This window comes from Nocardioides sp. WJ219 (assembly GCF_058559815.1).
In genome coordinates this window covers 576,992-601,514 of sequence record NZ_JBZUJV010000001.1, presented here as the reverse complement: position 1 = coordinate 601,514, position 24,523 = coordinate 576,992, and the positions used below count along the sequence as shown (strand labels likewise).

General features: G+C 71.5%; 36 protein-coding genes. 9 read left to right on the top strand and 27 right to left on the bottom strand.

Annotated elements, in window-relative coordinates:
- Positions 1 to 69: 69 nt before the first annotated feature.
- Genes AC4MBH_RS02940 through AC4MBH_RS02930 form a run of 3 tightly spaced genes read left to right on the top strand, consistent with a single transcriptional unit; the run spans position 70 to position 2,083 of the window.
- A complete protein-coding gene (locus AC4MBH_RS02940) occupies positions 70 to 1,005 on the top strand; it encodes a WXG100 family type VII secretion target (protein ID WP_491792838.1) in 936 nt (311 codons plus the stop codon).
- On the top strand, positions 1,002 to 1,826 hold the full coding sequence (locus AC4MBH_RS02935) for a hypothetical protein (RefSeq protein WP_491792837.1): 825 nt from the start codon (positions 1,002 to 1,004) through the stop codon (positions 1,824 to 1,826). The genes AC4MBH_RS02940 and AC4MBH_RS02935 overlap by 4 nt, the downstream gene beginning before the upstream one ends.
- Positions 1,823 to 2,083 carry a hypothetical protein gene (locus AC4MBH_RS02930; RefSeq protein ID WP_491792836.1) on the top strand — a complete coding sequence of 87 codons (261 nt, stop codon included), beginning with the start codon at positions 1,823 to 1,825 and terminating at the stop codon, positions 2,081 to 2,083. The genes AC4MBH_RS02935 and AC4MBH_RS02930 overlap by 4 nt, the downstream gene beginning before the upstream one ends.
- Before the next feature lie 99 nt (positions 2,084 to 2,182).
- On the opposite strand, the gene map is transcribed toward AC4MBH_RS02930, so the two are convergent.
- From map to rpsJ, 24 genes are all read right to left on the bottom strand, one after another.
- The gene (map, locus tag AC4MBH_RS02925) at positions 2,183 to 3,019 is read right to left on the bottom strand and encodes a type I methionyl aminopeptidase (protein WP_491792835.1); all 837 of its coding nucleotides are present in this window, start codon (positions 3,017 to 3,019) and stop codon (positions 2,183 to 2,185) included.
- Positions 3,020 to 3,023: 4 nt separating this feature from the next.
- A complete protein-coding gene (locus AC4MBH_RS02920) occupies positions 3,024 to 3,599 on the bottom strand; it encodes an adenylate kinase (protein ID WP_491792834.1) in 576 nt (191 codons plus the stop codon).
- On the bottom strand, positions 3,599 to 4,918 hold the full coding sequence (gene secY, locus AC4MBH_RS02915; protein WP_491792833.1) for a preprotein translocase subunit SecY: 1,320 nt from the start codon (positions 4,916 to 4,918) through the stop codon (positions 3,599 to 3,601). The genes AC4MBH_RS02920 and secY overlap by 1 nt, the downstream gene beginning before the upstream one ends.
- A 151-nt stretch (positions 4,919 to 5,069) precedes the next feature.
- Positions 5,070 to 5,510 (bottom strand): 50S ribosomal protein L15, encoded by a 441-nt coding sequence (rplO, locus tag AC4MBH_RS02910; RefSeq protein ID WP_491792832.1) that lies wholly within the window; start codon positions 5,508 to 5,510, stop codon positions 5,070 to 5,072.
- A gap of 1 nt (position 5,511) precedes the next feature.
- Positions 5,512 to 5,694, bottom strand: coding sequence for a 50S ribosomal protein L30 (gene rpmD, locus AC4MBH_RS02905; RefSeq protein ID WP_491792831.1), 183 nt, complete (start codon positions 5,692 to 5,694; stop codon positions 5,512 to 5,514).
- On the bottom strand, positions 5,694 to 6,329 hold the full coding sequence (rpsE, locus tag AC4MBH_RS02900) for a 30S ribosomal protein S5 (RefSeq protein WP_491792830.1): 636 nt from the start codon (positions 6,327 to 6,329) through the stop codon (positions 5,694 to 5,696). The genes rpmD and rpsE overlap by 1 nt, the downstream gene beginning before the upstream one ends.
- 34 nt (positions 6,330 to 6,363) lie before the next feature.
- The gene (rplR, locus tag AC4MBH_RS02895) at positions 6,364 to 6,747 is read right to left on the bottom strand and encodes a 50S ribosomal protein L18 (RefSeq protein ID WP_491792829.1); all 384 of its coding nucleotides are present in this window, start codon (positions 6,745 to 6,747) and stop codon (positions 6,364 to 6,366) included.
- 3 nt (positions 6,748 to 6,750) lie between these two features.
- The gene (gene rplF, locus AC4MBH_RS02890; RefSeq protein ID WP_491792828.1) at positions 6,751 to 7,290 is read right to left on the bottom strand and encodes a 50S ribosomal protein L6; all 540 of its coding nucleotides are present in this window, start codon (positions 7,288 to 7,290) and stop codon (positions 6,751 to 6,753) included.
- Positions 7,291 to 7,320: 30 nt separating this feature from the next.
- Positions 7,321 to 7,722, bottom strand: a complete 402-nt coding sequence (rpsH, locus tag AC4MBH_RS02885) for a 30S ribosomal protein S8 (RefSeq protein WP_491792827.1) — start codon at positions 7,720 to 7,722, stop codon at positions 7,321 to 7,323.
- A 78-nt stretch (positions 7,723 to 7,800) separates the two neighbouring features.
- Positions 7,801 to 7,986, bottom strand: coding sequence for a type Z 30S ribosomal protein S14 (locus tag AC4MBH_RS02880; protein WP_028636399.1), 186 nt, complete (start codon positions 7,984 to 7,986; stop codon positions 7,801 to 7,803).
- Positions 7,987 to 7,989: 3 nt separating this feature from the next.
- On the bottom strand, positions 7,990 to 8,574 hold the full coding sequence (rplE, locus tag AC4MBH_RS02875; protein ID WP_491792826.1) for a 50S ribosomal protein L5: 585 nt from the start codon (positions 8,572 to 8,574) through the stop codon (positions 7,990 to 7,992).
- Entirely contained in the window at positions 8,574 to 8,948 is a 375-nt protein-coding gene (rplX, locus tag AC4MBH_RS02870) for a 50S ribosomal protein L24 (protein WP_491792825.1), read from the bottom strand. Before rplX ends, rplE begins: the two co-directional genes overlap by 1 nt.
- Positions 8,948 to 9,316, bottom strand: coding sequence for a 50S ribosomal protein L14 (gene rplN, locus AC4MBH_RS02865; protein ID WP_010831718.1), 369 nt, complete (start codon positions 9,314 to 9,316; stop codon positions 8,948 to 8,950). The genes rplX and rplN overlap by 1 nt, the downstream gene beginning before the upstream one ends.
- 100 nt (positions 9,317 to 9,416) lie before the next feature.
- Complete coding sequence (rpsQ, locus tag AC4MBH_RS02860) at positions 9,417 to 9,719, bottom strand: 30S ribosomal protein S17 (protein WP_491792824.1); 303 nt, start codon at positions 9,717 to 9,719, stop codon at positions 9,417 to 9,419.
- Positions 9,716 to 9,958, bottom strand: coding sequence for a 50S ribosomal protein L29 (gene rpmC / locus AC4MBH_RS02855; protein ID WP_491792823.1), 243 nt, complete (start codon positions 9,956 to 9,958; stop codon positions 9,716 to 9,718). Before rpmC ends, rpsQ begins: the two co-directional genes overlap by 4 nt.
- The gene (gene rplP, locus AC4MBH_RS02850; protein WP_491792822.1) at positions 9,958 to 10,377 is read right to left on the bottom strand and encodes a 50S ribosomal protein L16; all 420 of its coding nucleotides are present in this window, start codon (positions 10,375 to 10,377) and stop codon (positions 9,958 to 9,960) included. The genes rpmC and rplP overlap by 1 nt, the downstream gene beginning before the upstream one ends.
- A 3-nt stretch (positions 10,378 to 10,380) precedes the next feature.
- Positions 10,381 to 11,220, bottom strand: coding sequence for a 30S ribosomal protein S3 (gene rpsC / locus AC4MBH_RS02845; protein WP_491792821.1), 840 nt, complete (start codon positions 11,218 to 11,220; stop codon positions 10,381 to 10,383).
- A complete protein-coding gene (gene rplV, locus AC4MBH_RS02840) occupies positions 11,220 to 11,651 on the bottom strand; it encodes a 50S ribosomal protein L22 (RefSeq protein WP_491792820.1) in 432 nt (143 codons plus the stop codon). Before rplV ends, rpsC begins: the two co-directional genes overlap by 1 nt.
- Positions 11,651 to 11,932 carry a 30S ribosomal protein S19 gene (gene rpsS, locus AC4MBH_RS02835; protein ID WP_148611388.1) on the bottom strand — a complete coding sequence of 94 codons (282 nt, stop codon included), beginning with the start codon at positions 11,930 to 11,932 and terminating at the stop codon, positions 11,651 to 11,653. Before rpsS ends, rplV begins: the two co-directional genes overlap by 1 nt.
- Positions 11,933 to 11,937: 5 nt before the next feature.
- Entirely contained in the window at positions 11,938 to 12,774 is an 837-nt protein-coding gene (gene rplB, locus AC4MBH_RS02830; RefSeq protein ID WP_491792819.1) for a 50S ribosomal protein L2, read from the bottom strand.
- Positions 12,775 to 12,794: 20 nt separating this feature from the next.
- Positions 12,795 to 13,100: a 50S ribosomal protein L23 gene (gene rplW / locus AC4MBH_RS02825; RefSeq protein WP_491792818.1), complete on the bottom strand. Its 306-nt coding sequence runs from the start codon at positions 13,098 to 13,100 to the stop codon at positions 12,795 to 12,797.
- Positions 13,097 to 13,744 carry a 50S ribosomal protein L4 gene (gene rplD / locus AC4MBH_RS02820; protein ID WP_491792817.1) on the bottom strand — a complete coding sequence of 216 codons (648 nt, stop codon included), beginning with the start codon at positions 13,742 to 13,744 and terminating at the stop codon, positions 13,097 to 13,099. Before rplD ends, rplW begins: the two co-directional genes overlap by 4 nt.
- Before the next feature lies 1 nt (position 13,745).
- Positions 13,746 to 14,402 carry a 50S ribosomal protein L3 gene (rplC, locus tag AC4MBH_RS02815; protein WP_491792816.1) on the bottom strand — a complete coding sequence of 219 codons (657 nt, stop codon included), beginning with the start codon at positions 14,400 to 14,402 and terminating at the stop codon, positions 13,746 to 13,748.
- A gap of 13 nt (positions 14,403 to 14,415) precedes the next feature.
- Entirely contained in the window at positions 14,416 to 14,724 is a 309-nt protein-coding gene (rpsJ, locus tag AC4MBH_RS02810; RefSeq protein WP_008360994.1) for a 30S ribosomal protein S10, read from the bottom strand.
- A gap of 607 nt (positions 14,725 to 15,331) precedes the next feature.
- Here rpsJ and AC4MBH_RS02805 point away from each other — a divergent pair.
- The 5 genes from AC4MBH_RS02805 to AC4MBH_RS02785 are packed head-to-tail and all read left to right on the top strand — an operon-like array spanning position 15,332 to position 20,490.
- Positions 15,332 to 16,453 carry a hypothetical protein gene (locus tag AC4MBH_RS02805; RefSeq protein ID WP_491792815.1) on the top strand — a complete coding sequence of 374 codons (1,122 nt, stop codon included), beginning with the start codon at positions 15,332 to 15,334 and terminating at the stop codon, positions 16,451 to 16,453.
- On the top strand, positions 16,450 to 17,055 hold the full coding sequence (locus AC4MBH_RS02800; protein WP_491792814.1) for a DUF4129 domain-containing protein: 606 nt from the start codon (positions 16,450 to 16,452) through the stop codon (positions 17,053 to 17,055). The genes AC4MBH_RS02805 and AC4MBH_RS02800 overlap by 4 nt, the downstream gene beginning before the upstream one ends.
- The gene (locus AC4MBH_RS02795) at positions 17,052 to 18,203 is read left to right on the top strand and encodes a DUF4350 domain-containing protein (RefSeq protein WP_491792813.1); all 1,152 of its coding nucleotides are present in this window, start codon (positions 17,052 to 17,054) and stop codon (positions 18,201 to 18,203) included. The genes AC4MBH_RS02800 and AC4MBH_RS02795 overlap by 4 nt, the downstream gene beginning before the upstream one ends.
- Positions 18,200 to 19,195: an AAA family ATPase gene (locus AC4MBH_RS02790; RefSeq protein ID WP_491792812.1), complete on the top strand. Its 996-nt coding sequence runs from the start codon at positions 18,200 to 18,202 to the stop codon at positions 19,193 to 19,195. Before AC4MBH_RS02795 ends, AC4MBH_RS02790 begins: the two co-directional genes overlap by 4 nt.
- Positions 19,196 to 19,215: 20 nt before the next feature.
- Positions 19,216 to 20,490 carry a DUF58 domain-containing protein gene (locus tag AC4MBH_RS02785; protein WP_491792811.1) on the top strand — a complete coding sequence of 425 codons (1,275 nt, stop codon included), beginning with the start codon at positions 19,216 to 19,218 and terminating at the stop codon, positions 20,488 to 20,490.
- 19 nt (positions 20,491 to 20,509) lie between these two features.
- Here the strand turns inward: AC4MBH_RS02785 and AC4MBH_RS02780 are convergent, their stop codons facing one another.
- Positions 20,510 to 21,505 (bottom strand): stage II sporulation protein M, encoded by a 996-nt coding sequence (locus tag AC4MBH_RS02780; RefSeq protein ID WP_491792810.1) that lies wholly within the window; start codon positions 21,503 to 21,505, stop codon positions 20,510 to 20,512.
- Positions 21,506 to 21,556: 51 nt separating this feature from the next.
- Between AC4MBH_RS02780 and AC4MBH_RS02775 the strand changes: the two genes are divergently transcribed.
- Positions 21,557 to 22,366: an RDD family protein gene (locus AC4MBH_RS02775; protein ID WP_491792809.1), complete on the top strand. Its 810-nt coding sequence runs from the start codon at positions 21,557 to 21,559 to the stop codon at positions 22,364 to 22,366.
- A 1-nt stretch (position 22,367) separates the two neighbouring features.
- Here the strand turns inward: AC4MBH_RS02775 and AC4MBH_RS02770 are convergent, their stop codons facing one another.
- Both AC4MBH_RS02770 and trmB read right to left on the bottom strand, forming a co-directional pair.
- Positions 22,368 to 23,687: an MFS transporter gene (locus AC4MBH_RS02770; RefSeq protein ID WP_491792808.1), complete on the bottom strand. Its 1,320-nt coding sequence runs from the start codon at positions 23,685 to 23,687 to the stop codon at positions 22,368 to 22,370.
- Between the two features lie 86 nt (positions 23,688 to 23,773).
- Positions 23,774 to 24,523: a tRNA (guanosine(46)-N7)-methyltransferase TrmB gene (trmB, locus tag AC4MBH_RS02765; protein ID WP_491792807.1), complete on the bottom strand. Its 750-nt coding sequence runs from the start codon at positions 24,521 to 24,523 to the stop codon at positions 23,774 to 23,776.

Below are 24,523 nucleotides of genomic sequence, written 5' to 3'. Positions count from 1 at the left end.
GCCCGGCGCCGCCCTAGCGTGCTGCCACGTCGCAGCAGGCCGCGTGCGACCGGGACAGCAGGAGGGGCCATGGCCGGACTCATCGGCGCCGACGTCGAGGCGCTCGAGCGGCTCGCCGCCGACTTCGACAACGGCGCACAGGAGCTGCGCGACCTGAGCGCCCAGCTCGCCGCCTCGATCGAGGCCGCACGCGACTGGCAGGGGCCCGACGCCGAGCGCTGCAAGACCGAGTGGGGCACGTTCGCCCAGGAGCGCATGGTCGGCGTCAGCGACGCGCTGGCCACCGCCGGCCGGCTGCTCTCCCAGAACGCCCAGGAGCAGGAGCAGGCCAGCGGGAGCGGCGGGGCGGCCGGTGCGGCCGCGGGCTACGGGCTGCTGCGGTTCCTCGCCGACGCCAACACGATCAAGAACTTCCTGATGAAGCCGGTCACCGCCGCCCTCAAGGCCAAGGCGCTCGTCGACTTCCTGCGGCTGCTCCACGCGCGGCACCTCGGGCAGACGCTCAGCTACGTCAAGGTCGCCCAGGCGCTCAAGGTCTTCATGCAGGGCACCAAGGCCGGGGGCTTCCTGGGCAAGCTGGGGCTGCCCGCGGTCGGGAGGCTGGCCGGGCGCGCCTTCCTGCCGCTGACCGCCCTGACCGGTGTCGTCGACGTCTTCACCGGCGGCGGGTACGACGGGTGGCGCGGGTGGGCGACCCGGGGCTTCGGCCTGGCCGGCGCCGCCGGGGCGGCGACCCTGCTCCTCGGCGGTGCGGCGCTGGTCGCCTCGGCCCCCGTGACCGCGACGGTCGCGGCCGTCGCGGTGGCCGGCTACGCCGTGTGGAGCGCCGGCAACTACGTCTACGACAACTGGGGCACCATCCGCGACACCGCGTCGCGGGTCACCACCGCGATCGGCGACACCGCCGGGCGCGCGTGGGAGGGCATCGGCAACGGCTACGAGTCGGCGATCGGGTGGGCCCGCGGCCTGCTCGGCGGCGCACGACCGGCAGGAGCAGGAGCATGAGCACGCAGATCGGCTACGACGACCACAAGGGCACCCGCGAGCCGGCCGGCGAGGTGCAGACCATCGCGCTCGAGGTCCTCACCGACGAGGAGGTCTCCGTGCTGGTGCCGAGCCAGGGTGTCGTCGTGGCACCGGTGCTCGACGCCGTGCCGGCGGCCGAGCGCGACGTCGTACGACGCACGGCGTTCCGCAGCCTGGTGGCGCGCGGCATCGTCGACCCACCCGAGCCGGAGGCCGTCGCCCGGGCGCTGGAGGCCACCGCGGCCGGCGACGTCGGCGTCGACCTGCGGGTCCGCAACGACGTCCTGTCCGCGCTCACGCTGCGCCAGAGCGCCTCGGCGGTGGTCGCGGTCGGGCGGACGACGTCGTCGGCGCAGGACTTCTGGTACGCCCACGTCGTCGAGGACGTCGTCCTGCTCGAGGAGGTCGGCACCGACGGGCTGCACCGGTTCGCCCTCGGCCACGCCCGTGACCTGCCCGACCTGCTGGTCGCAGCCGTCGTCCACCCCGAGGCCGCCGACGGCGCCGGCGACGACGTCGAGCTGGCCGTCGCCCCCGACTCCGAGGCGCCGAGCGAGCTGGTCGAGCGGCTCGGGCAGGCCTACGTGCGCGCCGACGTGCTCGTGGTGACGCGCGAGCCCGGGACACCCGTCGAGCGGCCCGACCTGACCGGGCTGTTCAGCGGCCCGCTCGGGTCGTGGTCGGTGCGCTCGAGTCCCGGCTCGCAACGGGCCTGGGCCACGGCCGAGACGGTCGACTCCCTCACCGAGCGGGTCCGCGCCCTCGCCGCGTCCGCCACCGGGCAGGAGGTGGCGTCGTGATCCGCGGGATGGACACCGAGAGCGTGATGGCCCTCGCCGGCCGGATGGCCGACGTCGCCGACCGGGTCCGGGCCCTCGAGGCGCGGCTGACCAGCGGCCTCTCCGCCACCGAGTGGGTCGGCCAGGACCGCAACCGCTTCGAGAGCGAGTGGTCGGCCCTGCACGTCGTCGCGCTCCGTCAGGCCGCCGAGGCCCTCGACGACGCCGCCCGCACCGCCGCCGCCCAGGTCCAGGAGCAGGACCGCGCCTCCGCCTGACGCTGACCCGTCGCATCGTTGCGACGGGTCACCGCCGATCCGACGCTGACCCGTCGCATGGATGCGACGGGTGAGCGCGCGCTCACTCGGAGCGGGGGGTCAGTCGCCGCCGTAGCGGACGCCGAGCGACTCCAGGACCGAGCGGCCGCCGTCGAGGGCGGTCAGCACCCAGGTGCCGCCGTCGGGGGTCAGGGTGAAGGTGTGCTCGGAGTGGGCGGCCCAGGCGCCGTCGCGGGTGACGACGGTCCAGTCGTCGGCCAGCACGTCGGTCTCGGGGCTGCCGAGGGTGACCATCGGTTCGACGGCGAGCGCGAGACCGGGCACCAGCCGCGGGCCGCGACCCGGCTTGCCGTAGTTGGGCACGTCGGGCGGCAGGTGCATCTCGGTACCGATGCCATGCCCGGTGTAGTCCTCGACGACCCCGTAGGCGCCGGTGGCCCGCACGTGGGTCTCAACGGCGTGGGAGATGTCGGTGACCCGGCCGTCGGGGGCCGCGGCCGCGATCCCGCGCCACATCGCCTCCTCCGTGACCGTCATCAGGCCGCGGACATCGTCGGGCACGTCGCCGAGGGCGATCGTCGTCGCCGCGTCACCGTGCCAGCCCTGCCCGGCCTCGTCGGCGACGATCGCGCCGCAGTCGATCGAGACCAGGTCGCCCTCGGCGAGCACCCGGGACCCGGGCATGCCGTGGACGACCTCCTCGTTGACCGAGACGCAGATCGAGCCGGTGAAGCCGTGGTAGCCGAGGAACGACGGCACGGCGCCGAGATGGCGGATGTGCTTCTCGGCGGCGGCGTCGAGCTCAGCGGTGGTCAGGCCCGGCCGGGCGAGGTCGGTGAGCAGCTCGAGGGTGCGCCCGACCACGAGCCCGGCGCGGCGCATCGCCGCGACCTGCTCGGGGGTCTTGACCTCGAGCCCACGGTCGCGCCACCCCACCGGGTCAGCTCTGGGGCCAGATGTCGAGCGCGGCGAAGATGCGCGCGGTGACCTCGTCGACCGTGCCCATCCCGTCGACCTCGACCAGGATGCCGCGGGCGCGGTAGAGGTCGATCAGCGGCTCGGTCTGCTCGACGTAGAGGTCCTGGCGCTTGCGGATGACGTCCTCGGTGTCGTCGGCGCGACCCTCGGTCTGGGCCCGCTGCAGCAGGCGCGCGACCAGCTCGTCGGAGTCGACGGTGAGCACCACGGCCGCGTCGAGCTTGTGACCGGTGAAGGAGATCATCCCGTCGAGCTCGGAGACCTGGGCCGGCGTGCGCGGGTAGCCGTCGAGCAGGAAGCCGGGCTCGGCGTCCGGCTCGTCGATGCGGTTGCGCACCATCTTGTTGGTGATCTCGTCGGGCACGTAGTCACCGGCGTCCATGAAGCGCTTGGCCTCGAGGCCGAGCTCGGTGCCCTGCGACACGTTGGCCCGGAAGATGTCACCGGTGGAGATGGCGGGGATGCCGAAGTGCTCGGCCACCGTGGTGGCCTGGGTCCCCTTGCCGGCGCCCGGAGGGCCCATCAGGATGAGGCGCATTAACGGAGGAATCCTTCGTAGTTGCGCTGCTGGAGCTGGCTCTCGATCTGCTTCACCGTGTCCAGCGCGACGCCGACCATGATCAGGATCGACGTGCCACCGAACGGGAAGCTCTGGTTGGCGTCGATCAGCACGATCGCGATCAGCGGGATCAGGGAGATGATGCCGAGGTAGAGGGCGCCGGGCAGCGTGATGCGGGACAGGACGTAGGACAGGTAGTCCTCGGTCGGCTTGCCCGCCCGGATCCCGGGGATGAAGCCGCCGTACTTCTTCATGTTGTCGGCCACCTCTTGGGGGTTGAAGGTGATCGAGACGTAGAAGTAGGTGAAGAAGATGATCAGCGCGAAGTACGTCGCCATGTAGAACGGGTGGTCGCCCGTGACGAAGTAGTCGTTGAGGAGGTTCACCCAGCCCGGCGGGTTGGTGTTGCCCTGGTTGAACTGGACCGCCATCGCCGGCAGGTAGAGCAGCGAGGAGGCGAAGATGACCGGGATGATGCCGGCCTGGTTGACCTTGAGCGGGATGTAGGTCGAGCTGCCGCCGAACATCTTGCGGCCGACCATGCGGCGGGCGTACTGCACCGGGATGCGTCGCTGCGCCTGCTCGATGAAGATGACGGCGGCGACGATGACCATGCCGACCGCGATCACCACGGCGAAGGTCCACCAGCCCTGGGTCTTGCCGACGGCCCACAGGGCGGTCGGGAAGGTCGCCACGACCTGGCAGAAGATCAGGATCGACATGCCGTTGCCGACGCCGCGCTCGGTGATCAGCTCGCCGAACCACATGATCACGGCGGTGCCGGCGGTCATCGTGACCACCATGACGATGAAGGTGGCCAGACCTGCCTCGCTGCCGTCGCCCTGGGCGTGCAGCAGGGGCAGCTCGCACTGCAGCAGGTTGCCCGAGCGCGCCAGCGCGACGATGCCCGTGGCCTGGAGGACCGCGAGGCCCAGCGTCAGGTAGCGGGTGTACTGCGTGATCTTGGTCTGGCCTGCCTGGCCCTCCTTCTTCAGCGCCTCGAGCCGTGGGATGACCACGACGAGCAGCTGCAGGATGATGCTGGCGGTGATGTACGGCATGATCCCCAGCGCGAAGATCGTCAGCTGGAGCAGCGCGCCACCGGAGAACAGGTTGATGAGCTGGTAGACGCCCTGATCATTGCTGCCGTTGTCGAGGCACTGCTGGACGTTGCTGACGTTGACGCCCGGGGCGGGGATCTGCGACCCGGCACGGAAGATCACGATGATCGCCAGGACGAAGAGCAGCTTCTTGCGCAGGTCCGGGGTTCGGAAGGCGTTCGCGAACGCGGTGAGCACGTGTCCTCTTTCTCCAGCAGATGAGGGCCCAGAACGGCGGCCGTGACTGGGCACGCCCGAGCAGGAGCACAGGGCCTGGGGAAGCCTAACAGGCGACGAAGGGGCGTTCCCTATTCGACGGGAACGCCCCTTCGCACGACGTACGGATGGGTCAGGCGACGGTGACCGAGCCGCCGGCGGCCTCGATCTTCTCCTTGGCCGAGGCCGAGAACGCCTGGGCGGTGACCGTGACGGGCACCGAGACGGTGCCCTGGCCGAGCACCTTGACCGGGTGACCGGCACGAACGGCGCCCTTGGCGACCAGGGCGTCGACGGTGACCTCGCCGCCCTCGGGGAAGAGCGCGCCGAGCTTGTCGAGGTTGACGACCTGGAACTCGACCTTGAACGGGTTCTTGAAGCCCTTGAGCTTCGGGAGCCGCATGTGGATCGGGGTCTGGCCACCCTCGAAGCCGACGGACACCTGGTAGCGGGCCTTGGTGCCCTTGGTGCCGCGACCCGCGGTCTTGCCCTTGGAGCCCTCGCCGCGTCCGACGCGGGTCTTGGCCTTCTTGGCGCCCGGTGCGGGGCGCAGGTGGTGCAGCTTGAGCGTCATGTCACTCGACCTCCTCGACCGTCACCAGGTGACGGACGGTGTGGACCATGCCCCGGATCTCCGGGCGGTCCTCCTTGACGACCACGTCACCGATGCGCTTGAGACCGAGCGAACGCATGGTGTCGCGCTGGTTGGCCTTGCGACCGATGGTGGACTTCATCTGCTGGACCTTGAGCTGCGCCATCAGTGGTTCCCCCCCGCGGCAGCGGCCTCGGCCGCCTCGACGCGACCCTCGGCCTGGGCCTTGAGCAGCGCCGCCGGGGCGACGTGCTCGACGGGCAGACCGCGGCGGGCGGCCACGGCCTCCGGCTGCTCGAGCATCCGCAGCGCCTCGACGGTCGCGTGCACGATGTTGATCTGGTTGGACGAGCCGAGCGACTTGCTCAGCACGTCGTGGATGCCGGCGCACTCCAGGACCGCTCGCACCGGGCCACCGGCGATGACGCCGGTACCGGGCGAGGCGGGCCGCAGGAACACGACGCCGGCCGCCTTCTCGCCCTGCACGGGGTGCGGGATGGTGCCCTGGATCCGGGGGACCCGGAAGAAGGCCTTCTTGGCCTCCTCGACACCCTTGGCGATCGCCGCGGGCACCTCCTTGGCCTTGCCGTAGCCGACGCCGACCATCCCGTCGCCGTCGCCGACGACCACCAGGGCGGTGAAGCTGAAGCGCCGACCACCCTTGACGACCTTGGCGACGCGGTTGATCGCGACGACGCGCTCGAGGTACTGGCTCTTCTCGGCGCCCTGACCACGACCGCCGTCGCGGCCGCGGCCCTGACGGTCGCCGCCGCCACGCTGTCCGCGCTGGGGTCCACTCATGAGTCTCTACTCCCTGTTCGTGTTGGTCGCTGGCCTAGAACACGAGCCCGCCGGAGCGGGCCCCGTCCGCCAGGGCCGCGATCCGGCCGTGGTACTTGTTGCCGGCGCGGTCGAAGACCACGGAATCGACGCCCTGGGCCTTGGCGCGCTCGGCCACGAGCTCACCGACCCGGGTCGCCTTGGCGCTCTTGTCACCCTCGAGGCCGCGCAGGTCGGCCTCCATGGTCGAGGCCGAGGCCAGCGTCTTGCCGACCAGGTCGTCGACGACCTGGACGAAGATGTGCTTGCTGGAGCGGGTGACCACCAGGCGCGGACGCTCGGCGGTGCCGCTCAGCTTCTTGCGGCCACGCACCTGGCGCTTGAGCCGCGACTGAAGACGCTTGGAGGCGTGCTTCTGCTGCTTGATCTTGACGGCCATGGACTACTTACCAGCCTTTCCGACCTTGCGGCGGATGTGCTCGCCGGAGTACCGGACGCCCTTGCCCTTGTACGGCTCGGGCTTGCGAAGCTTGCGGATGTTGGCGGCGGTCTCGCCGACCAGCTGCTTGTCGATGCCGGCCACGCCGAGGCGGGTCGGACCGTCGACGGTGAAGGTGATGCCCTCAGGGGCGTCGAAGACGATCGAGTGCGAGTAGCCGAGCTGGAACTCCAGCTGGGTCGGCCCCTTGGACAGCACGCGGTAGCCGACGCCGACGATCTCGAGCTTCTTCTCGTAGCCGTCGGTGACGCCGACGACCATGTTGTTGATGAGCGTGCGGCTCAGGCCGTGGAGCGACTTGCTGATGCGGTGCTCGTCGGGACGCTTGACGTCGAGGACGTCGTCGTTCCGCTCGACCGTGATGGGCTCGGCGACGGTGTGGCTCAGGGTCCCCTTGGGGCCCTTCACGGTCACCAGCTGGCCGTCGATCGCCACCTCGACCCCGGACGGGACCGTGACGGGGAGCTTGCCAATGCGCGACATGTTGTCAGTTCTCCTTGTCTCGGTCTCGGGTCACCAGACGTAGGCGAGGACTTCTCCGCCCACGCCCTTCTGGTTGGCCTGGCGGTCGGTGAGCAGGCCCTGGCTGGTCGAGATGATCGCCACGCCGAGTCCGCCGAGCACCTTGGGCAGGCCCGTGTGCTTGGCGTAGACCCGCAGACCGGGCTTGCTGATGCGGCGCAGGCCGGCGAGCGAGCGCTCGCGGTTGCGGCCGTACTTGAGCGTGAGGGTGAGCGTCTGGCCCACGCCCTCGTTGTCGGTCACCTCGAAGCCGGCGATGTAGCCCTCCTGCTTGAGGATCTCGGCGACGCCCTGCTTGAGCTTGCTGTAAGGCATGGAGACGTCGTCGTGGAACGCCTGGTTGGCGTTGCGCAGACGGGTCAGCATGTCTGCGATCGGGTCGGTCATCGTCATGGAAGGTTGTTCTCTCTCTTCTGTGGTTTCGCCCGTCCCGCAGGACCGACGACCTTCAGCGGTTGTGGATGGTGGTGCTCACCAGGAGGACTTGGTCACGCCGGGCAGCTCACCGCGGTGGGCCATCTCGCGCAGGCAGATCCGGCACAGGCCGAACTTGCGGTAGACGGCCTTGGGACGGCCGCAGCGCTGGCACCGGGTGTAGCCCCGGACCGCGAACTTCGGCTTGCGGGCCGCCTTGACTCGAAGGGCAGTCTTCGCCATGGCTCAGTTCTCCTTGAAGGGGAAGCCGAGCTGCTTGAGCAGCGCGCGTCCCTGGTCGTTGTCGGTGGCGGTCGTCACGATGGTGATGTCCATGCCTCGCTGGCGGTCGACCTTGTCCTGGTCGATCTCGTGGAACATGACCTGCTCGTTGAGGCCGAAGGTGTAGTTGCCGTTGCCGTCGAACTGGCCCGGGTTGAGACCACGGAAGTCGCGGATGCGGGGCAGGGCGATCGACAGGAGGCGGTCGAGGAACTCCCACATCCGGTCGCCGCGCAGGGTGACGTGGGTGCCGATCGGCATGCCCTCGCGCAGCTTGAACTGGGCGATGGACTTGCGGGCCTTGGTCACGGCCGGCTTCTGGCCGGTGATCGCGGTGAGGTCGCGGATCGCGCCGTCGATGAGCTTGGAGTCGCGTGCGGCCTCGCCGACACCCATGTTGACCACGATCTTGGTCAGGCCGGGCACCTGCATGACGTTGGCGATGTCGAACTCGGCGACGAGCGCCGGCACGATCTCCTCGCGGTAGCGGGTCTTCAGGCGCGGGGTGACCTTCTCGGCCACGGTCGCCTCGGCGGTGTCGGTGGTCATCAGATCTCCTTGCCGGTCTTGCGCGAGATACGCACGCTGCGCGTGCCGAGGTAGGTCGAGCCGTCGGGACGGCGCTTGGTGACCTCTTCGCGGCGGAAGCCGATGCGGGTCACACCGTCGCCCTCGACGAGCATCACGTTGGACACGTGGATCGGGGCCTCGGTGGTGATGATGCCGCCGGTGTTGCCGGCGCGGCCGCCCTGGTTGACGACCTTGGTGTGCCGCTTGATCCGGTTGACGCCCTCGACGATCACGCGCTGCTCCTCGCGGAGCACCTTGATGACCTTGCCCTCGGCGCCCTTGTCCTTGCCGGCGATCACCTTGACGGTGTCACCCTTCTTGATGTCGACCTTGGGGGCCTTCTTGTCCGCCATCACAGCACCTCCGGGGCGAGCGAGATGATCTTCATGAAGCGCTTCTCGCGCAGCTCGCGACCCACCGGGCCGAAGATGCGGGTGCCGCGCGGCTCGCCGTCTGCCTTGAGGATGACGGCGGCGTTCTCGTCGAAGCGGATGTAGGACCCGTCGGCGCGACGGCGCTCCTTGACGGTCCGCACGATGACGGCCTTGACGACGTCGCCCTTCTTGACGTTGCCGCCCGGGATGGCGTCCTTGACCGTGGCCACGATGACGTCACCGATGCCGGCGTAGCGCCGACCCGAGCCGCCGAGCACGCGGATGCAGAGGATCTCCTTGGCACCCGTGTTGTCGGCGACCTTGAGTCGCGACTCCTGCTGAATCACTTTTCTCTCCTTGTCGAGCTGGTTCTCGATCCGCTCCGCCGGGGGCGGGGGTCGAGCCTTGCCGAACCGATGTGGTTGATCTCGCCGCGCGGGCGAGGGGTCACTTGGCCTTCTCGAGGACCTGGACGAGACGCCAACGCTTGGTGGCCGACAGCGGACGGGTCTCCATGATCAGGACCCGGTCGCCGGTGCCGCACTCGTTGTTCTCGTCGTGGGCCTTGAGCCGGCTGGTGCGGCGCATGACCTTGCCGTAGAGCGCGTGCTTGACGCGGTCCTCGACCTCGACCACGACGGTCTTGTCCATCTTGTCGCTGACGACCAGGCCCTCACGGGTCTTGCGGGCGTTGCGCGCGGTGCCGTTGGTGGTGCCGGTGGTGGTGCCGGCCGTGTTGTCGGTGCTCATGCGGTTGCCTCGTCCTTCGTGCCCGGCGCGGTCCGGATGCCGAGCTCGCGCTCACGCACCACGGTGTAGATCCGGGCGATGTCCTTCTTGACCGACCGCAAGCGGCCGTGGCTCTCGAGCTGGCCGGTCGCGGCCTGGAAGCGCAGGTTGAACAGCTCCTCCTTGGACTCGCGCAGCTTGGCCTCGAGGTCGATGTCGTTGAGCTCGTCGAGCTCGTGGGCCTGGGTCTCGCGGGCCATCAGAACTCACCGGCCTCTCGGGTGATGAAGCGGCACTTCATGGGGAGCTTGTGGATGGCCCGACGCATCGCCTCGCGGGCGACCTCCTCGGTGACACCGGACAGCTCGAACATGACGCGGCCGGGCTTGACGTTGGCGACCCACCACTCGGGCGAGCCCTTGCCGGAACCCATGCGGGTCTCGGCGGGCTTCTTGGTCAGCGGGCGGTCGGGGTAGATGTTGATCCACACCTTGCCGCCACGCTTGATGTGCCGGGTCATGGCGATACGAGCGGACTCGATCTGCCGGTTGGTCACGTAGTGACCCTCCAGCGCCTGGATCCCGAAGTCACCGAAGGCCAGGGTGGTGCCGCCCTTGGCGGCGCCGCGGCGGGTGGGGTGGTGCTGCTTGCGGTGCTTGACGCGACGAGGCATCAACATGGGTCAGCCCTCCTGACCGGGGGTCTCGGCCGACGGCGTCGCCAGGGCGGTGTTGCCGCCGGCGGGCGCCTCGGTCTCGCTGGGTGCGTCGGTGCGGTCGCCACGGGTCGGGCGCGAGCCACGGCTCGGGCGCTCGCCGCCGCGCTGCGGGCGGTTGCTGCCGCCGCGGCCGGGGACACCGGCGCGGGCAGCGGCCTGGGCCTGACGCTCGGCACGGGTGCCGGCGACCTCGCCCTTGTAGATCCAGACCTTGACGCCGATCCGGCCGAAGGTCGTCTTGGCCTCGTAGAAGCCGTAGTCGATGTCGGCACGCAGCGTGTGCAGCGGGACGCGGCCCTCGCGGTAGAACTCGGTGCGCGACATCTCGGCGCCGTTGAGCCGGCCCGAGCACTGGATCCGGATGCCCTTGGCACCCGAGCGCATCGTGGTCTGCATCGCCTTGCGCATCGCGCGACGGAACTGCACGCGGCCGGCGAGCTGCTCGGCGACACCCTGGGCGACCAGCTGGGCGTCCATCTCGGGCGCCTTCACCTCGAGGATGTTGAGCTGGACCTGCTTGCCGGTGAGCTTCTCGAGCTCGCCGCGGATGCGGTCGGCCTCGGCGCCGCGGCGACCGATGACGATGCCGGGGCGGGCGGTGTGGATGTCGACCCGCACGCGGTCACGGGTGCGCTCGATCTCCACCTTGGAGATGCCGGCGCGCTCCATGCCCTTGGAGAGCAGCTTGCGGATGGCGACGTCCTCGCCGACGTAGCTCTTGTAGAGCTTGTCGGCGTACCAACGCGACTTGTGGTCGGTGCTGATCCCCAGGCGGAAGCCGTTGGGGTTGATCTTCTGGCCCATCAGGCACCCTTCCTAGAGTTGGCAGAGCCGTTGGCGACGTCAGCCGGCTGCACGACGAGCGTGATGTGGCTGGTCCGCTTGTTGATGCGGGTGGCCCGGCCCTGGGCGCGGGGGCGCCAGCGCTTCATCGTGGGTCCCTCGTCGACCAGCGCCTGCGAGACGACCAGGTTGCCCGCGTCGAGCCCCTCGGTGGTCTCGGCGTTGGCGATCGCGCTCTCGAGGACCTTGTAGACGGTCTCGGAGGCGGCCTGCGGCGCGAACTGGAGCAGTGCCAGCGCGTCGTCGACGGGGAGGCCGCGGACCAGGTCGACGACCCGGCGAGCCTTCATCGGGGTGATCCGCTGGAAGCGGGCCGACGCGAAGGCACCCGGCTGGTCGCCCAGCAGGGAATCGCGACGGGCGCTGATGCGGTGACGCTCGGTGGTAGACATCAGCGACGACGCCCCTTCCGGTCTTCCTTGACGTGCCCGCGGTAGGTGCGGGTCGGGGCGAACTCGCCCAGCTTGTGGCCGACCATCGAGTCGGTGACGAAGACCGGGACGTGCTTGCGCCCGTCGTGGACCGCGACCGTGTGCCCGATGAAGTCGGGGGTGATCATGGAACGGCGCGACCAGGTCTTGATGACGTTGTGGGTGCCCTTCTCGTTCTCGGCGTCCACCTTCTTCTGGAGGTGGTCGTCGACGAAGGGGCCCTTCTTCAGGCTGCGAGGCATCTCGGTTACTTCCTACCCTTGCCGGACTTGCGACGACGGATGATCTGGGAGTCGGAGGCCTTGCGCTTGCGCGTGCGGCCCTCGGGCTTGCCCCACGGGGAGACCGGGTGACGACCACCGGAGGTCTTCCCCTCGCCACCGCCGTGCGGGTGGTCGACCGGGTTCATGACGACACCGCGGACGGTCGGGCGCTTGCCCTTCCAGCGCATGCGGCCGGCCTTGCCCCAGTTGATGTTGGACTGCTCGGCGTTGCCGACCTCGCCGACCGTGGCGCGGCAGCGCACGTCGACGAAGCGCATCTCACCGGACGGCATGCGCAGCGTGGCGCGCGAGCCCTCACGGGCGACGAGCTGGGCGCTGATGCCGGCGGACCGGGCGATCTTGGCGCCGCCGCCGGGGCGGAGCTCGACGCAGTGGATCGTCGTACCGACCGGGATGTTGCGCAGCGGCAGGTTGTTGCCCGGCTTGATGTCGGCCGTGGGGCCGGACTCGATCCGGGTGCCCTGCGTGAGGTCCTTGGGCGCGATGATGTAGCGCTTCTCGCCGTCGGCGTAGTGCAGCAGCGCGATCCGGGCCGTGCGGTTGGGGTCGTACTCGATGTGGGCGACCTTGGCCGGGACGCCGTCCTTGTCGTAGCGACGGAAGTCGACGATCCGGTAGGCGCGCTTGTGGCCACCGCCCTGGTGCCGGGTGGTGATCCGGCCCTGGTTGTTGCGGCCGCCCTTCTTGGGCAGCGGCCGGGTCAGGGACTTCTCGGGCGTCGTGCGGGTGATCTCGACGAAGTCGGCCACCGAGGAGCCACGACGGCCCGGGGTGGTCGGCTTGTACTTGCGGATTGCCATGAGTTTCTACCTCTCGCCGATCAGGACGCCGGGCCGGCGAAGATATCGATGCGGTGGCCCTCGGCGAGGCTGACGATCGCGCGCTTGGTGTCCTTGCGCTTGCCGGTCCCGGTGCGGGTACGGCGCGTCTTGCCCGGACGGTTGAGCGTGTTCACCGAGGTGACCTTGACGTCGAAGATCTTCTCGACCGCGATCTTGATCTCGGTCTTGTTGGCGTCGGGGTGCACCAGGAAGGTGTACTTGTTGGCGTCGAGGAGGCCGTAGCTCTTCTCCGACACCACCGGCGCGATCAGGACGTCGCGGTGGTCCTTGTGGATGGTGCTCACTTGTCGTCCTCCTCGGTCTTGTCGAGGCCGACGGCCGGGGCCTGCTCGGCGCGGGTCTGGTGGGCCACGAACGCGTCGTAGGCGCCCCGGGTGAAGACGACGTCGTCGGCGTCGATGACGTCGTAGGTGTTGAGCTGGTCGACGGCGACGATGTGGACCTCGGGCGCGTTGCGCAGCGAGAGCCAGGTGACGGCGTCGGCCCGCTCGAGCACGACCAGGAACCGGGTGCGCGAGGCGAGCCCGGCCAGGGCCTTGAGGGCGCTGCGGGTCGAGGGCGCCTCACCCTCGACGAGCGCGTCCACGACGTGGATGCGGTCGTTGCGGGCCCGGTCGGAGAGGGCACCGCGCAGGGCGGCGGCCTTCATCTTCTTGGGGGTGCGCTGGTCGTAGCTGCGCGGCTGCGGGCCGTGGACGACGCCGCCGCCGACGAACTGCGGCGCGCGGGTCGAGCCCTGGCGGGCGCGGCCGGTGCCCTTCTGCTTGTAGGGCTTGCGTCCACCACCGCGCACCTCGGCGCGCGTCTTGGTGGAGTGGGTGCCCTGGCGGGCCGCGGCGCGCTGGGCGACGACGACCTGGTGGATCAGCGGGACGTTGACCTTGGCGTCGAAGATCTCGGCGGGGAGGTCGACCTTGACCGTAGCCATCTCAGGCCTCCTGCTTCTTCGCAGCCGAACGGAGCACGATGAGGCCGCCCTTGGGTCCGGGCACGGCGCCCTTGACCAGGATCAGGCCCTTCTCGGCATCCACGGCGTGGACGGTGACGTTCTGGGTGGTGACGGTGTCGGTACCCATGTGGCCGGCCATCCGCATGCCCTTGAAGACGCGGCCCGGCGTGGCGCAGGCGCCGATCGAACCGGGCTTGCGGTGGTTGCGGTGGGCACCGTGCGAGGCGCCGACACCGTGGAACCCGTGGCGCTTCATGACGCCCGCGAAGCCCTTGCCCTTGCTGGTGCCGGTGACGTCGATGACGTCGCCCGCGACAAAGGTGTCGGCGGCGATCTCCTGGCCCACGGTGTAGGTGGAGGCGTCGGCGGTGCGGATCTCCACGACGTGGCGGCGCGGCGTGGTGCCGGCCTTGTCGAAGTGCCCGGCCTGCGGCTTGGTGATCTTGCGGCCCTCGATCTCGCCGTAGCCGACCTGGATGGCGTTGTAGCCGTCCGGCTCGGGCAGGCGGACCTGGGTGACGACGTTCGTGGACGCCGCGATCACGGTGACGGGGACGATCCGGTTGTTCTCGTCCCACAGCTGGGTCATGCCGAGCTTGGTGCCCAGCAGTCCCTTGACGTTGCGTTCGGTGGTCATGGCTCTCCTGACCTCAGAGCTTGATCTCGATGTCGACGCCCGCCGGCAGGTCGAGCCGCATCAGCGAGTCGACGGTCTTCGGCGTGGGGTCGATGATGTCGATGAGACGCTTGTGCGTACGCATCTCGAAGTGCTCGCGCGAGTCCTTGTACTTGTGGGGCGAGCGGATGACGCAGTACACGTTCTTCTCGGTCGGCAGCGGCACGGGGCCGGCGACCTTGGCACCCGTGCGGGTGACGGTGTCCACGATCTTGCGCGCCGAGGTGTCGATCACCTCGTGGTCATAGGCTTTGAGCCTGATGCGGATCTTCTGTCCCGCCATAGGTAGCTCGTCCTTACTCGCTCGTCTGCGTCATGGCTGTGTCGTCGGTGCGGGCTCCCCGCCCACCCCCGCGGTCGGGCGTGTCGCCATGTTCCTGCCATGGCGATCCGCACGGGATCGCTGCCGAACCTGGGTCCCGGAGGATCCTGGTCAAGCTGGTGGTGTGCTGATCGGGTCTCCAGGTGCGGTGCGGCTGCTGCCACGACCACGTCACGGCGCGACCCTGGGGGGCCGTGCTGGAGACGCGATTCAGTAGTCAAGACCTGCCGCACCCCGGCAACCCGCCGGAGCAACCTGGACATCTTGTCAGAGACCGGCGCGGGGAGCCAATTCGGCGAGGACCTGTCTGGTAACCGGGGGTCCTGGGGCTGGTCTCGGGCTGGTCCCGGGTCTGGTCTCGGGGGTCTCGGGGGGTGCGGGCGGGCGGCGGTGGTTGCGGGGTGCGCGGGGGATTGCCTGGGAAGTTCAGACTTCCCCGGTCCACCGGTGAAATCTCGACCTCGGCCCACCGGCCGATCTCTCGCCGTCCCCCGGTCGCGGAACGTCGTCGGACGGCACCCCTGGCCGGCCTGACAGGATGGGCCACCCGCGACCGCTACGGAGAGCCATGTCGGACTTCCCGCCCCCCGGTGCCCCGCCGCCGCCCGGCGCGCCGCCGCCCGCCGAGCCCTCCGCGCCCCGGTGGAGCGCTCCTCCCCCGCCGCTGTACCCCGGCCACCCCGGCCAGCCCGGGTTCGGCGCACCGCCACCGCCGCCGGGGTGGACGCCGCAGCGCGGGATGCTCGGGGCGGCGCACAAGCCGGGGGCGATGCCGCTGCGTCCCCTGACCCTCGGGGAGATCTACGACGCCGCGTTCCGGATCATCCGGTTCAACCCCAAGGCGACGGTCGGGTCGGCGGTGCTGGTCGCGGCGGTGGCGATGGCGATCCCGGTCCTGATCACCGGCGTCCTGACCTGGACCGTCGGCCTGACCTACGACCCGGCCTCCTCCGGGCTCGACGACGGCGACGCCGTCGGGCTGGTGGCCGCCTACGGCTCCTACCTGCTCGGGGCGGTGCTGCAGAGCCTCGGGCTGATCCTGGTCACCGGCATGGTGGTCCACGTGACGGCCGCGGCGGCCGTCGGCAAGCGGCTCAGCCTCGGCGAGGCGTGGGAGGCGACGCGCGGCCGACGGTGGCCGCTCGTCGGGCTGGCCCTGCTCCTGGGGCTGGCGACGTCGTTGATCATCGCGGTCTACGTGGTGGCCTGCGTGCTGGTGGCGGTGACGGCCGACGTCGTCGTCGCGATCATCGTGATCGTGGTGTCGGTGCCGCTGTTCATCGCGTTGATGGCCTGGTTCTGGATCCGCGTCTACTACCTGCCGGTCCCCGCCCTGATGCTCGAGGACCACGGCGTCCTCGCCAGCATCGGCCGCGGCTACCGGCTGACCCTCGGCGGCTTCTGGCGGATCCTCGGCATCGGGCTGCTCACCATGCTCATCGCCGGCTTCGCCGGTCAGCTGCTCGGCGCGCCGTTCTCGATCCTCTCGACGTTCGGGTCGCTGGCCGTGAGCCCCGACCTCGCCCTGTTCGTCACCATCCTCGGCAGCGCGCTCGCGCAGGTCGCCGCGACGGCGTTCGTCGCGCCGTTCTCCTCGACCGTCACCTCCCTGCAGTACCTCGACCAGCGGATGCGCAAGGAGGCCTACGACGTCGAGCTGATGCGGCAGGCCGGGGTCCTCGACCGGTGAGGCTCGACCCACCGCTCGACCCGTCCGGTGAGGAGGCGCGGGAGAGGCTCGCCCGCGAACTGGCCGACCCGGCGTACCACCAGGACGACCCCGTCCAGCGGATCCTCGACTGGATCGGCCGCCGCATCGACGGCAGCGTCGAGGGTGCCCGCGGGATCCCGTCGCTGTCGTGGTTCGCCGTCACCCTGATCGCGGTCCTGCTCGTCGGCGGCCTGGCCTACCTCGCCTCCCGCGCCCGCGGTACGGCGCGCGCCCGGGCCGCGACCACCGGCCACGTCCTGACCGACGAGGTCGTCACCGCCGCCCAGCTGCGTAGCCGCGCCGAGCAGGCGCTGGCGCAGGGCCGGTACGCCGAGGCCGTCGTCGACGGGTTCCGCGCGCTCGCCCGGCGCCAGGTCGAGCGCGGCCGTCTCGAGGACTCCCCTGGCGTCACCGCCCACGAGGTGGCCGCCACCCTGGCCGCGGAGTACCCCGAGCACCGCGACCGCACGGCCTCCGGCGCCGACCTCTTCGACGCCGTCATGTACGGCGAGCGTCCGGCGACGCGCGACCAGGCCGTCGCCGTGCTCGACCTCGACCTCGAGCTGACGAGCGCGCGATGACCGACGTCCTGCCGGCGACCCCCGCGACCGTCCCGCCCGCCGTACGCCGCGGTCCGTGGGGCTGGGTGCTGCGGCACCGCGCCGCCCTGGTGGTCGCGGCGTTCCTGCTGCTCGCGATCCTGGTGGCGCTGCTCACCCGCAGCGAGGCCGGCAACGACACGCCGTACGACCCCGCCAACGCCGGCGCCGACGGGGCGCGGGCGGTGGCGCGGGTCCTCGAGGACGAGGGGGTCGAGCTCGACGTCGTCCGGTCGGCCGACGACCTCGCCGACGCCGACGCCGACGAGGGCACGACCGTCGTGGTCACCTCCACCGAGCGGCTCGGCGAGAGCAGCGTCGAGCAGCTCCGGCGCGACGCGGGCGGTGCCCGGATCGTGCTGGTCGACCCCGGGTCCAAGCTGCTCCGGTTGCTCGACCGCCCCGGCCCCACCGGCTCGGTCGACACCGCCGACCCCCTCGAGGCCGACTGCGACGACGCGCGCTACGACGGCCTCGAGGTCGAGGTCGACGACGCCAGCGGCATGCCCGGCACGGGCTGCTTCGCCGACACCCTCGTCACCAGCGGCGACCTCGACCTCCTCGGCGCACCCCAGCTGCTCACCAACGACCAGGTGCTGCGCGCCGACAACGCCGCGGTGGCACTGCGGCTGCTGGGGCAGGACGAGCGCCTGGTCTGGTACGTCGCGTCGTACGACGACCTGGTCGCCGACGACGGCGTCGACTTCTGGTCGCTCGTGCCCGACTGGACCGGCCCCGGCCTCGGCCTGCTGTTCCTGACCAGCATCGCGCTGATGGTCTGGCGCGGACGCCGGCTCGGCCCGCTGGCGGTCGAGCCGCTGCCCGTGGTGGTCAAGGCCATCGAGACGACCCGCAGCCGCGGTCGGCTCTACCGCCGCTCGGGCGACCGCCCCCACGCCGCCGAGATCCTGCGCGCCGCCACCCGGGCCCGGATCAGGTCGCGGATGCGTCTGGGGGCGACGAGCGACGAGGCCACCCTGGTGCGCGACGTGGCGCGCCACGTCGGCCGTGCCGAGGCCGAGGTCGGCGACCTGCTCGGCACGTGGGGCCGGACCCCTGGCAGCGACCGTGATCTGATCAGCCTGGCCAGCGCCCTGGCCGCACTCGAGGAAGAGGTACGCCGCACATGAGCACCCCCACGACCCACACCTCGCTCGGCAAGCCCGCCGACGACGGGGCCGCCCGGGAGCGGCTGACCGCCGTGCGCCACGAGGTCGCCAAGGCCGTCGTCGGCCAGGACGCCGCGGTCTCGGGCCTGCTGGTCGCGATGCTGTGCGGCGGGCACGTGCTGATGGAGGGCGTGCCCGGCACGGCCAAGACGCTGCTGGTGCGCACGCTGGCGGCGTCGCTGTCGGTCGAGACGCGTCGGGTGCAGTTCACCCCCGACCTGATGCCCGGTGACATCACCGGGTCGATGGTGATCGACTCCCACGCCGGCGAGCTGTCGTTCCGCGAGGGCCCGGTCTTCACCAACCTGCTGCTCGCCGACGAGATCAACCGGACCCCGCCCAAGACCCAGTCGGCGCTGCTGGAGGCGATGGAGGAGGGTCAGGTCTCCGTCGACGGCGTGACGCACCTGCTGCCGCGGCCGTTCCTGGTGGCCGCGACCCAGAACCCCGTCGAGTACGAGGGCACCTACCCCCTCCCCGAGGCCCAGCTCGACCGGTTCCTGCTCAAGGTGGTGCTGCCGATCCCCGAGCGGGCCGCCGAGATCGAGATCCTCAACCGGCACGCGGGCGGCTTCGACCCGCGTGACGTCCGGGCCGCCGGCGTCACCGCGGTCGCCTCGGGCGCCGACGTCGAGGCCGGCCAGCGGGCGGTCCGCAGCGTGCAGGTCAGCCCCGAGGTGGCGGCGTACATCGTCGACATCGCGCGCGCCACCCGCGAGTCGCCGTCGCTGTCCCTGGGCGTCAGCCCCCGCGGCGCGACCGCGCTGCTGCGGGCGGCGCGGGCCTGGGCGTGGCTCTCGGGACGCGACTTCGTCACCCCCGACGACGTCAAGTCGCTGGGCCACGCGACCCTGGTGCACCGGCTCGGGCTGCGCCCCGAGGCCGAGCTCGAGGGCGTCGACGTCGCCCAGGTGCTGGCCTCGGCGCTGGGTTCCGTCCCGGTCCCCCGCTGACCATGGCGATCACGGGGCGCGTGCCGCTCTTGGTGCTGCTGGGCTTCGTCGCGGTGCTGCTGCGCCCGACCGGCGGCACCGTGTGGCTGTGGCTGCTGCTCGTGCTGGTCCTCTGCGGCGCCGATATCCTGCTCGCCCCCACGCCGTCGGCGCTCGCCGTCTCGCGCCGCCCCACCGGCACCGTGCGCCAGGGCCACCCCACCGCGTCGGTGCTGCTCGTGGCCAACACGTCCGGCCGCGCCGTGCGGGGCGTCGTACGCGACTCCTGGCAGCCGACCGCCGGGGCGACGGCCAACCGCCACCGCGTCCGGCTCGCCCCCGGCGACCGCGCCGCGCTGACGACCCCGCTGCTCCCCCGCCGCCGCGGCGACCTGCGCGCGCTCGGCGTGACGGTGCGGCTGCCCGGCCCGCTCGGCCTGGTGGCGCGCCAGCGCACGGCCGAGGTGCCGGGGTCGGTGCGCTCGCTCCCGCCGTTCGACTCCCGCAAGCACCTGCCGTCGCGGCTCACCCGGCTGCGCGACCTCGACGGTCGCTCCGCGGTGCGGGTGCGGGGGCAGGGCACCGAGTTCGACTCGCTGCGCGAGTACGTGCGCGGCGACGACGTCCGCTCGATCGACTGGCGGGCCTCTGCCCGCACGTCCAACGTCGTCGTCCGCACCTGGCAGCCCGAGCGCGACCGCCGGGTCGTGCTCGTCCTCGACACCTCGCGCACCTCGGCCGGGCGCGTCGACGACGTGCCCCGGCTCGACTCCGCGATGGACGCCGCCCTCCTCCTGGCCGCGCTGGCCGCCCGGGCCGGCGACCGGATCGACTTCGTCGCCGGCGACAGACGCGTCCGGGCCCGACGCCGCTCGGCCGGGGCGCGCGAGGTCTCGGCCGACCTGCAGGAGGCGATGGCCGACCTCGAGCCCGTCATCGCCGAGGCCGACTGGGACGCGCTGGCCGGCGCGGTGCAGGGCCTCGGTCGGCAGCGCGCGCTCGTGGTGCTGCTGACCCCGCTCGAGCCGAGCGCCGTCGAGGAGGGCCTGCTCGCCGTGCTGCCCACGCTGACCCGCCACCACCGCGTCGTCCTGGCCTCGGTGCGCGACCCCGCCCTCGACCGGCTCGCCGCTGCCCGCACCACGGTCGACGAGGTGTACGACGCCGCCGCCGCCGAGCAGGCCGTCGCCCGGCGCCGTCGTACCGGCGAGCTGTTGACCCGCCTCGGCGTCGACGTGGTCGACGCCGACGCCGAGCAGCTGCCGCCCGCGCTGGCCGACCACTACCTCAGCCTCAAGGCCCAGGGGCTGCTCTGACGCAGACTGGCCCGCGCGACTACGCCTGGGTCGCGACCTTGTCCTCGAGCAGGTCGTCGGAGAGGTCACCGGTCTCGCCCTCGTGGAACGCGCGGCGGCCGAGCACGAACACGTAGGCCAGGAAGACGACCTCGGCGAGGACGCCGATGCCGATCCGGGCCCAGGTCGGCAGCGGGGAGGGCGTCACGAACGCCTCGATGAGGCCGCTGATGAGCAGCACGACACCGAGACCCATCGCGACGGTGACGGCGGTGCGTCCCTCACGGGCGAGGGAGGCCGCGCGGGTGAGGCCGCGCGGCTCGATCCACGACCAGAACAACCGGAGCCCGACGCCGCCGGCGACGAAGATCGCGGTCAGCTCGAGCAGGCCGTGGGGCAGGATCAGGCCGAAGAACACCTGGCCGCGGTCGGCGCGGATCATGATCGAGCCGATCACCGCGACGTTGAGCACGTTGTTGAACAGCAGCCAGACCACCGGGAACCCGAGCACCCCCAGCGCGATGCAGAGCGCCGCAACGCGCGTGTTGTTGAGCCAGACCAGGGTCGCGAAGCTCTGGGCCGGGTTCTCGCTGTAGTAGGACTCGAAGTCGCTGTTGACGAGCTGGTCGACCTCCTCGGGCGACAGCAGGCTCTGCTCGACGTTGGGGTTGTCGAGCAGCCAGAGCATGATCACCGCGGCCACCACGACGTTGGCGATGGTGCAGGCGATCCACCACCACCGCAGCCGGTAGAGCGCGGCCGGGAAGCGGTGGGTGAAGAACCGCCCGAACGCCCGCCACGTGCTCGTGCGGGTGCCGACCAGCTTGATCCGCGCGCGGGCCAGCAGCGAGGACAGGTAGGAGATCAGGTGGCTGTCGGGCGCCGACGTCCGCACGACCGACAGGTGGGTCGCCACCTGCTGGTAACGCTCGACCAGCTCGTCGCTCTGCGCGCCGTCGAGGCGGCTCGACCCGACCAGCTCCTCGAGCCGCCGCCACTCGTCGGCGTGCGCGAGCACGTAGGCGTCGAGGTCCACGCGCCCACCCTAATCGGCTCGCCCTGCGCGGCACGCTGACAGACTGGCGCCATGGCCGGGCACGAGTTCGCGACGATCACCACCGACGACCTCGTCACCGGCGAGGCCGTCGCGCTCGACCTCCCGCCGGCGAGCCTCGGCACCCGGATGGCCTCCGGCCTGATCGACGTCGTGGTGACCGTCGTCGCCCTCGTCGTGGTGCTGATCGTCTTCGCGATCGCGGCCGTCGACACCGATCCCGCGCTCGCGCAGGCGGCCGTCATCGCGGTCACCCTGGTCGTGCTGGTGATCGCCCCGACCGCGCTCGAGACACTGACCCGCGGCCGGTCGGTCGGCAAGCTCGCCCTGGGCCTGCGCTCGGTGCGCGACGACGCCGGGCCCATCTCCTTCCAGCACGCGCTGGTGCGCACCCTCATCGGTGTCGTGGAGATCTACGTCTTCCTCGGCGTGCCGGCGTTCTTCTCGATGCTGGTCAGCAGCCGGGGCAAGCGGCTGGGCGACCACACCGCCGGCACGTACGTCGTCCGCACCCGCGTGCCGCTCTCCCTCCCGATGCCGCCGCTGGTGCCGCACCACCTCACCGACTGGGCCCGGCGTGCCGACATCACCTCGCTGCCCACCGGCCTGGCCCTCGCCGTGCGTCAGTACCTCGGCCGCGCCGCCTCGCTCGACCCGGCCTCGCGCGCCGCCGTCGGCGGCCGCCTGGCCGAGGAGGTCAGCGCCCACGTCGCCCCGCTGCCACCCGCCGGCACCACCCCCGAGGACTTCCTGGCCGCGGTGATCGGCGCGCGCCGCGAGCGCGACCTCGCCCGCCTCCGGCGCCAGCACGAAGTCCGCAGGCGCCTGGCCGGTCAGAGCTGACTCACATCGAGTCCGTCGGCTGGGCGGCCCCCACGACCGCCGGTTCGCGGACCCGCGGGATCAGGAGCACGGCCCCGGCGGCCGCGAGGCACAGCAGGCCCGCCGTCATCCAGGCGGCGTAGTAGTCGCCGGTGCTCTGGCGCACGAGCCCGGCGTAGCTGGCGGCGACGCCGGCGCCGACCATGTGGGCGGCGAAGACCCACCCGAACACGACCCCGGCCCGCTCGGGTCCGAAGTGGGCACGGCACAGGGCGACCGTCGGCGGCACGGTGGCGACCCAGTCGAGCCCGTAGAAGACGATAAAGACGAACAGGCTCGGGTGCACGACGTCGGCGAGCAGGTAGGGCACGGCGAGCAGCGACAGCCCGCGGAGCAGGTAGTAGACGAACAGCAGGTAGCGGCTGTCGACGCGGTCGGTCAACCAGCCGCTGGCGACGGTGCCGATGATGTCGAAGATCCCGATCAGCGCGAGCAGCGACGCCGCGGTGGTCTGCGGCAGCCCGTGGTCGTGCGAGGCCGCGATGAAGTGGGTCCCGATCAGGCCGTTGGTCGACCAGCCGCAGATCCAGAACGTCGCGAACAGGATCCAGAACGTCTTGGACCGGGAGCTCTCCCGCAGCGAGTCGATCGCCACCCGGGCGGCACCCTTGGTGACGACCGGCGCGGACGGCGGTGGCTCCCCCGGGGCGGCGCCGTACGCCGTGGTGCCGACGGCGGCCGGCGAGTCGGCCAGGAGCAGCAGCACCAGCGGGACCAGCAGGAGCGCGAAGAGCGCGACCAGGCCCGCCGCCCACCGCCACCCCGGTCCGTCGGCGAGGTGGGCGATCGCGGGCAGGAAGACCAGCTGGCCGGTCGAGCTCGCCGCGGAGAAGATGCCGACCACCACGCCGCGGTGCCGCACGAACCAACGGTTGGCCACGATGGCGCCGAAGACGAGCGCCAGCGACCCGGTGCCGACGCCGATCGCGAACCCCCAGAGCAGCCACAGCTGCCACGCCTCGGTCATCACCAGCGTCAGGCCCGAGCCGACCGCGACGAGCAGCAGCGACAGCGCGACGACGCGACGCAGGCCGAACCGCTCCATCAGCGCCGCGGCGAACGGCGCCGTGAGCCCGTAGACGACGAGGTTGAGGCTGACCGCGCCGGACGTCGTCCCGCGTGACCAGCCGAAGTCCTCCTCGAGCGGCTCGAGCAGCGCGCCGGTGGACGACCGGAAGCCGGCGGCGGCGATCAGCGCGCCCATGGTGATCGCCGCGACCCACCAGGCCCGGTGCACCCGCGGACCGTCCGGGCGCTTGCGGGGCAGGACCTCCGTGCTCACCGGCCAAGCCTAGGAGCGACCGGTGCCCCGGCGCGCGCGATCAACAGCCAGCGGACGGCGATCGTCCGCCACTCCGCCGCGCCCGGTCAGTCGCCGGATGCGTCGTCGCGCCGGCGGTAGGCCAGGTCGGTCGCCGCCCGGCCGGCCGCCAGCCCCTTGCGCTCGAACTTGGTGAGCGGACGCTCGGGCCACCGCTCGACCACCCCGCCCTCGAGCAGCGGTTCGGCGTCGAGGACCTCGACCATCTGCTCGGCGTACTCGGCCCAGTCGGTGGCCAGCCGCCACCAGGCCCCGGGACGCAGCCGCGCGGCGGCGACGGCCGCGAAGGACGGCGCCACCAGGCGGCGCTTGTGGTGCTTGGTCTTGTGCCACGGGTCGGGGAAGAAGGTCCACAGCTCCTCGAGCGTGCCCGGCGCGACGCGGTGCTCCAGCAACCAGACCGCGTCGACGCCGCACAGGCGCACGTTGGTCAGCCCGGCCTCGGCCACCCGGCCCAGGGTCTCGGCCACGCCCGGAAGCCACACCTCGAGGGCCAGGACGTCGACGTCGGGACGCGCGGCCGCGAGGGCCACCGTGGACTCGCCGATCCCCGACCCGATCTCCACCGCCAGGGGCGCCTCCCGGCCGAAGACCTCGGCCCAGGAGAGGTCCGGGGCGTCGACGGCGTCGTCGGGCACCACCCAGTGCTCGTGGTGCGCCTGCCAGGCCGCAGCCTGGCGCCGGGTGAATCGGCTGCCGCGGCGGCTGTAGGTGAGCACCTCGCGCACGCGGCGTCCGTCACCGGTGAGCTTGTGGTGCGGGCGCGCGGGGGCGTCCTGGTCGCGGGACTCGGGCAC

Bases quoted from the DNA above. Each gene is read 5' to 3' on its own strand.
- rpsQ (WP_491792824.1), bottom strand. From the start codon at position 9,719: ATGAGCACCGACAACACGGCCGGCACCACCACCGGCACCACCAACGGC.
- rplP (WP_491792822.1), bottom strand. From the start codon at position 10,377: ATGTTGATGCCTCGTCGCGTCAAGCACCGCAAGCAGCACCACCCCACC.
- rpsE (WP_491792830.1), bottom strand. From the start codon at position 6,329: ATGAGTGGACCCCAGCGCGGACAGCGTGGCGGCGGCGACCGTCAGGGC.
- AC4MBH_RS02940 (WP_491792838.1), top strand. From the start codon at position 70: ATGGCCGGACTCATCGGCGCCGACGTCGAGGCGCTCGAGCGGCTCGCC.
- rpsS (WP_148611388.1), bottom strand. From the start codon at position 11,932: ATGCCTCGCAGCCTGAAGAAGGGCCCCTTCGTCGACGACCACCTCCAG.
- rpmD (WP_491792831.1), bottom strand. From the start codon at position 5,694: ATGGCGCAGCTCAAGGTCCAGCAGATGAAGTCCACCATCGGTCGCAAG.
- rpmC (WP_491792823.1), bottom strand. From the start codon at position 9,958: ATGGCCCGCGAGACCCAGGCCCACGAGCTCGACGAGCTCAACGACATC.
- AC4MBH_RS02795 (WP_491792813.1), top strand. From the start codon at position 17,052: ATGACCGACGTCCTGCCGGCGACCCCCGCGACCGTCCCGCCCGCCGTA.
- AC4MBH_RS02790 (WP_491792812.1), top strand. From the start codon at position 18,200: ATGAGCACCCCCACGACCCACACCTCGCTCGGCAAGCCCGCCGACGAC.
- AC4MBH_RS02775 (WP_491792809.1), top strand. From the start codon at position 21,557: ATGGCCGGGCACGAGTTCGCGACGATCACCACCGACGACCTCGTCACC.
- rplB (WP_491792819.1), bottom strand. From the start codon at position 12,774: ATGGCAATCCGCAAGTACAAGCCGACCACCCCGGGCCGTCGTGGCTCC.
- AC4MBH_RS02805 (WP_491792815.1), top strand. From the start codon at position 15,332: ATGTCGGACTTCCCGCCCCCCGGTGCCCCGCCGCCGCCCGGCGCGCCG.
- AC4MBH_RS02880 (WP_028636399.1), bottom strand. From the start codon at position 7,986: ATGGCGAAGACTGCCCTTCGAGTCAAGGCGGCCCGCAAGCCGAAGTTC.
- rplE (WP_491792826.1), bottom strand. From the start codon at position 8,574: ATGACCACCGACACCGCCGAGGCGACCGTGGCCGAGAAGGTCACCCCG.
- rplC (WP_491792816.1), bottom strand. From the start codon at position 14,402: ATGACCACCGAACGCAACGTCAAGGGACTGCTGGGCACCAAGCTCGGC.
- rpsJ (WP_008360994.1), bottom strand. From the start codon at position 14,724: ATGGCGGGACAGAAGATCCGCATCAGGCTCAAAGCCTATGACCACGAG.
- rplX (WP_491792825.1), bottom strand. From the start codon at position 8,948: ATGGCGGACAAGAAGGCCCCCAAGGTCGACATCAAGAAGGGTGACACC.
- rplD (WP_491792817.1), bottom strand. From the start codon at position 13,744: ATGGCTACGGTCAAGGTCGACCTCCCCGCCGAGATCTTCGACGCCAAG.
- AC4MBH_RS02920 (WP_491792834.1), bottom strand. From the start codon at position 3,599: ATGCGCCTCATCCTGATGGGCCCTCCGGGCGCCGGCAAGGGGACCCAG.
- AC4MBH_RS02935 (WP_491792837.1), top strand. From the start codon at position 1,002: ATGAGCACGCAGATCGGCTACGACGACCACAAGGGCACCCGCGAGCCG.
- rpsH (WP_491792827.1), bottom strand. From the start codon at position 7,722: ATGACGATGACCGACCCGATCGCAGACATGCTGACCCGTCTGCGCAAC.
- rpsC (WP_491792821.1), bottom strand. From the start codon at position 11,220: ATGGGCCAGAAGATCAACCCCAACGGCTTCCGCCTGGGGATCAGCACC.
- rplR (WP_491792829.1), bottom strand. From the start codon at position 6,747: ATGGCCGTCAAGATCAAGCAGCAGAAGCACGCCTCCAAGCGTCTTCAG.
- rplF (WP_491792828.1), bottom strand. From the start codon at position 7,290: ATGTCGCGCATTGGCAAGCTCCCCGTCACGGTCCCGTCCGGGGTCGAG.
- rplO (WP_491792832.1), bottom strand. From the start codon at position 5,510: ATGACGCTCAAGCTGCACCACCTGCGCCCCGCACCGGGCGCCAAGAAG.
- rplV (WP_491792820.1), bottom strand. From the start codon at position 11,651: ATGTCTACCACCGAGCGTCACCGCATCAGCGCCCGTCGCGATTCCCTG.